At 62.3% G+C, this 9,546-nt stretch carries 9 protein-coding genes; 1 reads left to right on the top strand and 8 read right to left on the bottom strand.

The window, feature by feature from the left end:
• From ccsA to HMPREF9538_RS04240, 6 genes are all read right to left on the bottom strand, one after another.
• Positions 1–452, bottom strand: a 452-nt coding sequence (gene ccsA / locus HMPREF9538_RS30545; RefSeq protein ID WP_009486116.1) for a cytochrome c biogenesis protein CcsA, incomplete at its 3' end; no start/stop codon positions are given.
• Between the two features lie 49 nt (positions 453–501).
• On the bottom strand, positions 502–1,161 hold the full coding sequence (gene ccmB, locus HMPREF9538_RS04220; protein ID WP_004891310.1) for a heme exporter protein CcmB: 660 nt from the start codon (positions 1,159–1,161) through the stop codon (positions 502–504).
• A complete protein-coding gene (gene ccmA / locus HMPREF9538_RS04225; RefSeq protein WP_004898745.1) occupies positions 1,158–1,781 on the bottom strand; it encodes a cytochrome c biogenesis heme-transporting ATPase CcmA in 624 nt (207 codons plus the stop codon). Before ccmA ends, ccmB begins: the two co-directional genes overlap by 4 nt.
• Positions 1,782–1,864: 83 nt before the next feature.
• The gene (locus tag HMPREF9538_RS04230; protein WP_009486115.1) at positions 1,865–3,205 is read right to left on the bottom strand and encodes a c-type cytochrome; all 1,341 of its coding nucleotides are present in this window, start codon (positions 3,203–3,205) and stop codon (positions 1,865–1,867) included.
• A 10-nt stretch (positions 3,206–3,215) separates the two neighbouring features.
• Positions 3,216–5,000, bottom strand: coding sequence for a GMC family oxidoreductase (locus tag HMPREF9538_RS04235; protein ID WP_009486114.1), 1,785 nt, complete (start codon positions 4,998–5,000; stop codon positions 3,216–3,218).
• A 2-nt stretch (positions 5,001–5,002) separates the two neighbouring features.
• Complete coding sequence (locus HMPREF9538_RS04240; RefSeq protein ID WP_004175724.1) at positions 5,003–5,758, bottom strand: gluconate 2-dehydrogenase subunit 3 family protein; 756 nt, start codon at positions 5,756–5,758, stop codon at positions 5,003–5,005.
• 501 nt (positions 5,759–6,259) lie between these two features.
• On the opposite strand from HMPREF9538_RS04240, the gene HMPREF9538_RS04245 reads away from it, so the two are divergent.
• Positions 6,260–6,631 (top strand): VOC family protein, encoded by a 372-nt coding sequence (locus tag HMPREF9538_RS04245; RefSeq protein ID WP_002908289.1) that lies wholly within the window; start codon positions 6,260–6,262, stop codon positions 6,629–6,631.
• 7 nt (positions 6,632–6,638) lie between these two features.
• On the opposite strand, the gene HMPREF9538_RS04250 is transcribed toward HMPREF9538_RS04245, so the two are convergent.
• Positions 6,639–7,709, bottom strand: a complete 1,071-nt coding sequence (locus HMPREF9538_RS04250) for an ABC transporter ATP-binding protein (RefSeq protein WP_002908292.1) — start codon at positions 7,707–7,709, stop codon at positions 6,639–6,641.
• Positions 7,702–9,471 carry an ABC transporter permease gene (locus tag HMPREF9538_RS04255; RefSeq protein WP_009486113.1) on the bottom strand — a complete coding sequence of 590 codons (1,770 nt, stop codon included), beginning with the start codon at positions 9,469–9,471 and terminating at the stop codon, positions 7,702–7,704. The genes HMPREF9538_RS04250 and HMPREF9538_RS04255 overlap by 8 nt, the downstream gene beginning before the upstream one ends.
• Positions 9,472–9,546 lie beyond the last annotated feature (75 nt).

Genomic DNA, 9,546 nt, shown 5'->3' with positions numbered 1-9,546 from the left:
TCGTCAAAGGCGTGCCACAGGGCGATGACCCCGGCATACAGAAACAGCAGCACCAGCTCCGAGGTCAGACGGGCATCCCAGATCCACCAGGTCCCCCACATCGGCTTGCCCCATGCCGCGCCGCTGACCAGCGCCACCAGGGTGCAGACCGCCCCCACCGGCGCCAGGGCAGCGATCGCCAGGTCGGCCATTTTGATCTGCCAGACCACCCCGACGAAGGCCGCGACGGCCATCGCCAGGTACAGCCCCATCGACCACATCGCCGCCGGGACGTGAAGGTACATGATCCGGTAGCTTTCCCCCTGCTGATAGTCCGCGGGGGCGAAGCCAAAGCCCCACCCCAGGCCGATGACCAGCAACAGCGCGCTCAACGCCGCCAGCCAGGGGATCCAGCATCCGCACAGGCGGTACAGCCGCTCGGGGATCGCCAGTTGATGTAACGCTTTCCACATAGACGCTTACTCACACGGTTATGATGGCCGCGCCCGCAGGCGCAGCGAGTTATCGCACGGTCAGCCGCAGCGCAGCGGCGGTGGCGAACGGACACAGGGTGGCGCTGGCGGTTAAGAACGCCGCCAGCATCGCCAGATAGCCGCTGACCGGGAGCCCGGCGGCCGCCGCCTGGCAGGCCGCGGTGGCGAAAATCAGCAGCGGCACCGCCAGCGGCAGCACCAGCAGGCTCAGCAGGACGCCGCCGCGCTTCAGGCCGACCGTCAGGCCAACCCCCACCGCGCCGAGAAAACTGAGCGTCGGGGTGCCGAGCAGCAAGGTCAGCGCCAGCACACCGGCGTCATGCAGACTCATCCCCAGCAGCAGCGCCGCCAGCGGCGAGACGATCAGCAGCGGCAGGCCGCTCATCATCCAGTGGGCAACCACCTTCACCAGCACCACCGCCACCAGCGGCGTCGGCAGGAGCATCAGTTGCTCCAGGGAACCGTCCTGCCAGTCGTCGCGAAACAACCGATCCATCACCAGCAGCGCCGCCAGCAGCGCGGCGACCCACACCACGCCCGGCGCAATCTGCGCCAGCAGCTGCGGCGCGGCGCCGACGCCGAACGGAAACAGGGTGATGACGATCAGAAAGAACCAGAGCGGATTGAGGATCTCCGCCCCGCTGCGCCACGCCAGGCGCAGTTCCCGGGCCAACAGCGCACGCATCATTGCCCGCCTCCAGCCTCGCCGCCGAGGCGCAGGGTGCGCAACGGACAGCCCAGCGGCCGCAGCGGCTGGTGGGTGGTGAGGATGGCGCATCCCCCCTGCCGGGCGTGCTGCTCCAGGCGACGGGTCAGGGTTTCCATCGCCGTGGCGTCGAGGGCGGTGAACGGCTCATCGAGGATCCACAGCGGCGCGTCGGTTAACCACAGGCGGGTGAGCGCCACCCGACGCTGCTGCCCGGCGGAGAGCTGGCTCAAGGGGAGATCTTCATAGCCCGCCAGGCCGACGGCGGCGAGGGCGCTTTCCCGCTGCTGAAGGCGGCTGGCCGGAAAGAAGAAACGCAGGTTTTCATCGGCGGTCAGCGCCGCGTTAACGCCGGGTTTATGGCCCAGCCACAGCAGCTGACGGTGAAATGACTCCCGGACCTTCGCCAGCGGCTGGCCCTGCCAGCTCACCACCCCGCTTTCCGGGCGCGCCAGGCCGCAGAGGATCCGCAGCAGCGAGGTTTTCCCCGCGCCGTTATCACCGGCGACCTGCAGCAGCTCGCCGGCAGCGAGGGACAGCGTCAGCGCCGCAAACAGCGGTCGATCGTCAACGATGCAGGTCAGTCGCTCTGCATGCAGCATGAAGGCAAACTCCTTGATTCAGACAGTATTTTACGTCGTCGCTAAGTATGGGTTGCGCCGCGCGGGCGACGCAACCCTGACGATTACTGTCCGGCCCCCGGCAGCTTCGAGATATCGGCGTTGCCTAACGCCTTCTCATCGTGCGCCGCGGTCTCCTTACGCACCTTCGCCACATCGCTGGCGCTGACCGCCGGCGCGTTGTTGCCCCAGCTGGTGCGGATGAAATTGACCACATCCGCCACCTGCTGGTCGTCCAGGCGCCAGCCGAACGACGGCATGGTCAGGTTGGAGACCGCATCTTTCACCGCCGGCGTGGTGCTCCCGGTCAGAACGATGTGGATAAGCGAAGTGGCATCTTCCGTCTGTACCACCGGGTTGCCCTTCAGCGACGGGAAGGCGCGCTTATAGCCTACGCCGTCGGTGCGGTGGCAGGCGGCGCAGTTATCGACGTACATTGCGGCGCCGGTTTTACTGTCGTTACCCTTCCACAGATCTTTCGCCACGCTGTCTTCCACCGGGGCTGGGGTCTGTTTGCCGCCGCGCGGCGGGAGCGACTTCAGGTAGCGGGCGATGGCGGTGATGTCGTCATCAGAGAGATACTGCAGACTATGCTCCACCACATCGCTCATGCCGCCGAAGACCACGGATTTATCGTTGCGTCCGGTTTTGAGGAACTCGGCCAGCTCGGCTTCGCTCCAGGTCCCCAGACCGTCGCGGTTTTCGCCGCGCAGGCTGGAGGCGACCCAGCCGTCAATCGGCGCATTGCTGCCCGCCAGGTAATCATCGCCTTCGCTTTCGCTGAGCGCTTTTTCCTGCATCGTCAGGCTACGCGGGGTATGACAGGCGCCGCAGTGGCCCAGGCCTTCCACCAGATAGCGGCCGCGCTCCAGCACCGGGTCAACCTGCGGGTTGGCGACAAAGTCGCTCGGCGTCGGGGCGAAGATGCCGCGCCAGAACGCCAGCGGCCAGCGCATCGACAGCGGCCATGGGATGTCGGTGTCCTTGTTGGCGACATTCACCGGCTCCACGCCGTGCATAAAGTAGGCGTACATGGCGCGCATGTCCGCTTCGCTGATCCGCGCGAACGAGGGATACGGCATCGCCGGATAGAGCGTGGAACCGTCTTTCCGCACGCCCTTGCGCACCGCGTCGTCGAACTCTTCGAAGGTGTACCCGCCGATGCCGTGTTCTTTATCCGGCGTGATATTGGTGGAGTAGATGGTGCCGATCGGCGTCTCCATCGGCAAACCGCCGGCGAAAGGTTTCCCTGCTTTGCCGTTGGTGTGGCAGGCGACACAGTCCCCCGCCCGCGCCAGATACTCCCCCTGCTTAATCAGATTGCTGTCCGCAGGCGCCTCTTCGGCGAAGGCCGCGCAGCTCAATGCCCCAAGCACCAGGGCCGATAACCATTGCATTTTCATCATCTGCCTTCCTTTATGCCTGCACCAGGGGACCCGGATTTTTCAGATACTGCTCACGGATCGCCTTCGCTGACCAGTAGGCCAGCGCGGCCACCGTGCCGGTTGGGTTGTAGCCCAGCCCCTGCGGGAACGCGGAGGCGCCGATGACGAAGACGTTATGCACGTCCCAGCTTTGCAGATAACGGTTAACGGCGCTGGTTTTCGGATCTTCCCCCATCACCGCCCCACCGTTCATATGGGTGGTCTGGTAGGTGGTGGTATCAAAGTGGCTGTTGGCGTGTTTTGGGCTGCCGAGGATATATTTCGGCTTCATCGCTTTGGCGATCGGCGCCATCTTATCGAACATAAACTGCGCCATCTTGATGTCGTTTTCCTGCCAGTCGAAGGTCATACGCAGCAGCGGCTGGCCGAAGACGTTTTTGTAGTTCGGATCAAGATCGAGGTAGTTCTGCCGATAGGACTGGTGCGCGCCGTGGGCATCCATCGACAGGTGATGGGTGTAGGTATCGGCCACCGCCGCTTTCCACTTGCTGCCCCACGCCGGGGTGCCCGGCGGTACCGGGAAACCGGAGATGGGCTTGGTCCCGGCCTGGTTGACCCAGAATGGCGAACCGCCGACAAAGCCCGCCGCGCCGTGGTCGAAGTTGTCGGCGTTGAAGTCGTCGACGCCGACGCCGTTGCCGCCCGCGCCGATAAACGGGTTGGTATAGGTGTCTTTGTCGAAAATGGCCTTGATGGTGGTCATGTTCTGGTAGGCGAAGTTACGCCCTACCACCCCTTCGCCGGTCTCCGGATTGTACGGTTTGCCGATCCCGGAGAGCAGCATCAGGTGCACGTTGTGGAACTGGAAGGCGCCGATAATCACCAGGTCCGCCGGCTGTTCCATTTCGCGCCCCTGGCCGTCGACGTAGGTCACGCCGGTGGCGCGGGATTTGTCGTCGGTCAGGTTGACCTTCAGCACGTTGGCGTTAGTCCGCAGCTCAAAGCGTTTTTCCTGGCGCAGCGCCGGCAGAATGTTCACGTTCGGCGAGGCTTTAGAGTACATGTAGCAGGCGTAGCCGCTGCAGAAACCGCAGAAGTTGCACGGGCCCATCTGCGCGCCGTAGGGGTTGGTATAGGAGTCGGAGGTGTTGGCCGACGGCAGGTTATAGGGGTGATACCCCACTTCCAGCGCCGCTTTTTCAAACAGCTGCGCCGACCAGGTGTTTTTCTGCGCCGGCAGCGGGAAGTCATCCGAGCGGTCCGGGGCGAAGGCGTTGCCGCCGCGGCCTTTGCCGACGACCTTGCCTTTGATCGACCAGGCGGTCCCGGAAGTACCGAATACTTTTTCCGCTTTATCGAAGAATGGTTCCAGATCGTCGTAGGTGACGCCGAAATCCTGGATGATCATATCCTGGGGGATGAAGTTTTTGCCGTAGCGTTCTTCATAGTGGCTGCGCATCCGCAGCTCAATGGGATCGACGCGGAAATGGACGCCGGACCAGTGCAGCCCGGCGCCGCCCACGCCGGTACCCGGCAGGAAGGCCGCCAGCTGGCGATAGGGCACCGCCTGTTGGCTGGTGTTATGCCGGATGGTGACGGTGCTTTTCGATAGATCCTGGAACAGCTTGCGGCGGATGTTGTAGGTCAGCTCATCAATCACCTGCGGATAGGCGCCGTCCGGCCAGGTGTCGCGCATCGGGCCGCGCTCCAGCGCGACGACGTTGAGCCCCGCTTCGGTCAGCTCTTTGGCCATGATCGCCCCAACCCAGCCGAAGCCGACGATCGCGACATCGGTTTTTTTCAATACGGTGGCCATGATTACGCCCTCTCCCCATTAATTGATACCGGCGGGAAGGGGTAGCGTTCGCCCCGTTCAACCCAGTCCATAAAGTCGGCGCGCGCGCCGGGAAAATTAATCAGCGTCCAGCCGACCATGCCTTTATTGCCGCCATGGATCGGGTCGCTGAAGAACCCTTCGCGGGTGTTTTGCAGCAGATAGGTGAAGAACAGCGAGGCCGGCAGCTGTTTGAACTCGGCTTTACCCGATTCCCACAGGCCGAGCGCCTCGTCCTGCTGCTCGCTGCTCAGTTCAGCGAAGGTTTTATGATATTTGTCCTGACACCACGCCTCGGCGTCGGCGATCCCGAGGTTATAGATCTGTTTGGGCACCAACGGCAGCTGATAACCCATCTCTTTCGGCACGTCGGGATTGAAGGGCCCCTGCATATACCAGATGGAGCCGGTGGCGTAAGGGGTATTGAGCTGGCGGTCGATAAACTCCGGGACGCCGGCCTCTTTGGCACCGGGACCGAGTTCATCCGCCGGGATTAAGCGAGCGACGGCGGCGTTGATAAACGCCCACTCACGATCGTTGAAGAACTGCGGCTTCCAGTCGCTGGCCGCCGCGGTGTTCCCGGAGGCTGGCTCTGAAGCGGGGGCCGCCTGCGCGGTCGCGCTGGTGGCCACGCCAATAGCCCCTGCTCCCGCGCCGCCGATCACCACCGTCGGGATCAGCGCCATCGATTTCACCAGGAAATCACGCCTGGAATTGTTGGTTTTCTCGCTCGACATCATCACATTCCTGTCATTGAAAATTACTGTTTTTGTCGCTGACAAAACCAGTGAATGTCGTGCTGGAACCGATACCATTGCGCTTTTAAACCGCTTAGCGTCTGGCCCGGCCCGGCAAGTCGGATAAAACATCGCCAGAGGCGATATCATTTATAGGGTTATCGTTTGGATAGTAGACGATTCTCAACGAAACGCGGAAAATCGGAGAGAAATTCACCGGTCTGTCATCGTGAGAAGAGTGCTGCCATAACCTTGAGGCGGTAAACCAGCGGCATTCACACCGCGCTGAGCTTACCCATGCGCCAAAAAAGAGTGACTTGTATCACAAATGTTATTTTTTGTTTATGGTACATGGCAGATTAAACGTCTGTAAATACTCGTATTAGGAATAATTAAACATTTTGAGCTGTTAAAAAAGTTAATAACCGTTGTTAACTATCTTGTATCTATTGTCCGGCTAGCGCCTTCAGCTGGTGATATACCATCCACAGGAGAAGAGAAGATATGTTCGATCATGTGAAATTCGGCGTTAGCGACTATGCCGCCAGCAAAGCGTTCTTTTTGCAGGCCCTGGCCCCGCTTGGCGTAACGCTGGTCGGCGAAGGCGAACCGAGCTACGGCGCAGAGCTGGCCGGCAGCGGCGATGCTTCTCTATGCCTCTATCAAAGTGCGGAAAAACCGGCGCCGCTGCACATTGCCTTTCGCGCCGACAGCCGCGAGCAGGTCGATGCCTTCTGGCAGGCGGCGCTGGCCGCCGGAGGAAAGGACAACGGCGCGCCGGGGCTACGGCCAAACTACCACGCCAGTTACTACGCCGCGTTTGTGATTGCGCCAGACGGGCACAATATTGAAGCCGTGTGCCATCTGGCGGGGTAACTGGCGGCTACCGCTGCGGAAAAATCCACACATCCTCCGCCGGGAGCGTCAGATGGCAGTGTTCGGCATCGCGCAGCGCCGTTCCGTAGGCGCGCAGCGGAAAGTCGTCGCCTTCGGTACGGAACAGGTACTCCCAGCGGTCGCCGAGGTACATGCTGGTCAGCAGCGGTAGCTGGAGGCTATTATCCTGCGCGGCGCCGTCAAGTCGCAGGCGCTCGACGCGGATCACCGCCGTCGCCGGCTCGCCAACGCTAACCCCCTCGCCCGCTCGCCCCCACAGGCTCCAGCTGGCGCCTTCGATCCGCGCCCTGCCGTTCTCCAGCGCCATCACTTTGCCGTGCAGGCGGTTATTGCTGCCCATAAACTCAGCGGCGAACAGCGTCGCCGGGCTGCCGTACATCTCCTGCGGGGTCCCCTGCTGCTCAATGACGCCATTGTTCAGCAGCAAAATACGATCGGAGATGGCCATTGCTTCATTCTGATCGTGGGTGACCATCAGCGCCGAGAGGCCCAACTTAATGATCAGCTCGCGCAAAAACACCCGCGCCTCTTCGCGCAGCTTGGCGTCAAGGTTGGAGAGCGGTTCATCCAGCAGGATCACCGGCGGGTTGTAAACCAGCGCCCGGCCGATGGCCACCCGCTGCTGCTGGCCACCGGAGAGTTGGTGCGGATGGCGGTTGCCAAGGTGCCCCAGCCCCAGCTGATCCAGCACACGCTGCACCCGCTCTTTTATCTCCCCGGCGGCGACTTTACGCAGCTTCAACGGATAGGCCACATTGTCGAACACCGTTTTGTGCGGCCACAGGGCATAGGACTGGAACACCAGGCCGAGGTTACGCTCTTCGGCCGGGATCTCGCTGCGCGGCGTGCCGTCGTACACCGTGCGGTTGCCAATGGCGATCCGTCCGCTCGTCGGTTTTTCCAGCCCGGCCACCGCCCGCAGCAGCGTGGTTTTCCCACTTCCCGAAGGCCCCAGCAGCGACACCACCTCTCCCCGGCCGAGCGTCATGGACACCCCCTTCAGCACCGGGTTGTCGCCATAGGTGAGATGCAGATTTTCTACCGATAACTCAATCATGTAATTTCACTCCAAAGCGCAGGGCGATACCAAGGCCAATCACCACCAGCAGAATATTGATAAAGGAGAGCGCCGCGACGATATCGATGGCCCCCGCCGCCCACAGCGACACCAGCATCGAGCCGATGGTTTCGGTACCCGGCGACAGCAGATAGACGCCGGTGGAATACTCACGCTCAAAGATAAGGAACATCAGCAGCCAGGAGCCAATCAGCCCATAGCGCGACAGCGGAACGGTCACGTGGCGGGTGATCTGCCCCCGCGAGGCGCCGGTGCTACGCGCCGCCTCCTCCAGCTCCGGGCCCACCTGCAGCAGCGTCGAGGAGATGAGCCGCAGGCCGTAGGCCATCCACACCACGGTGTAGGCCAGCCAGACGCTGAAGATGGTGTTGCGCAGGGCGCGCAGCTGCACGATAAGGTGCTCCCGCAGCCAGTCGGCCACCGGCAGCGCCGAGAGCCAGCCGTGCTTCAGCGACTGATCGAGCCACATCGGTACAAACAGGAATACCCACAGGAAGGCCAGGCCGGCCAGCAGCCCCGGTACCGCGCGCGGGACCAGCACGCTGTAGTCGAGAAAGCGGGTGACGTTGTCCGCTTTGCGGTGCATGGCGATGCCGACAAACAGATAGCAGATCACCGCCAGCGCGCCGCCGATGATGCCGATAGCCATCGAGTTGACGATCGCCCGCAGCAGGTTGGGCTGCTGCCAGATATTGTGGAACGTCGCCAGCGACAGCTCATCCCACAGCGACACGCCGACGCCCCAGTTGGAGATAAAAGCGCGCAGCGCCACGCCGAGCAGCGGTACGCCGATGGTCACCGTCAGCCAGGCCACCACCACCGCCCCGGCCAGCCAGCGCCATTTGCCCAGCGGCAGCGCCCGCGCCTGGGACGCCTTGCCCTTCATGGTGACAAAGCGGTTGGCGGTGCGCATCAGCCGCCGCTGGAGCATCACCAGCGGGATGGTGATGCAGATCAGCACCACCGCCACCGCCGCCATCAGATGGTAGGAGGGGGTGCCGAGCTTGTTAGTCAGCTTGTAGAGATAGGTCGCCAGCACCATGTTGCCCTCGGGGTCGCCCAGCACCAGCATCAGACCGAAGACTTCCAGACCGAGGAAAAAGAGCAACACGCAGGCGTAAAGAATGGATGGCCGCACCATCGGCAGACTCACCGAGGTCATCCCCTGCAGCGGCGTGGCGCCGACGGTGCGCGCCGCCTCTTCCACGTCGGAGCCGACGCTGCGCAGCGCCGAAGAGATATAGAGATAGGCATGCGGAACGTGAGTTAAGCCGGCGATGACCACAATGCTGAACATCGAGTAGATATTCCACGGCACAAAGCCGATCAGCTGCTGCGCCCACTGGGAAAAGAAGCCTACCGGCCCGGCGGCCACCACGTAGCCAAAGCCCAGCACCATCGGCGAGACGAAGATCGGCACCAGGATCAGCGGCTCAATGATCCGCCGGCCGGGTAAATCGGTGCGCACCATCAGAAACGCCAAAATACCGCCCAGCGGAATGGCGATAATCACCAGGCCAAAGGCCAGAATAAAACCTGACCTTAATGCCAGATAAAAATCCGGGTCGGTAAAAATAAAGGCGAAGGCTTCCAGACTCCACGATTTGGAGCGGGAAAAGAACGGTGCCGAAAGAAAACTCTGCACCACAATAAATAACAGTGGGACATAAATCACCAGCGCCGTGATGCACACCACCACGCCGCGCGGCAGCCCCTGCCACTTTCTGCGTAATACGTTCATGGTTCATCCCTTCGGTCAGGTGAATAAACCCGCCGGGTGTGAATAGGGGGGGGGGGGGGGGGCCCCGGGGGGGGG

Origin of the sequence: Klebsiella sp. MS 92-3 (assembly GCF_000195655.1) — a bacterium.
Taxonomy (GTDB): domain Bacteria; phylum Pseudomonadota; class Gammaproteobacteria; order Enterobacterales; family Enterobacteriaceae; genus Klebsiella; species Klebsiella pneumoniae.
Note: the sequence above shows the minus strand (reverse complement) of the source record. Positions and strands in the feature narration are given on the sequence as shown.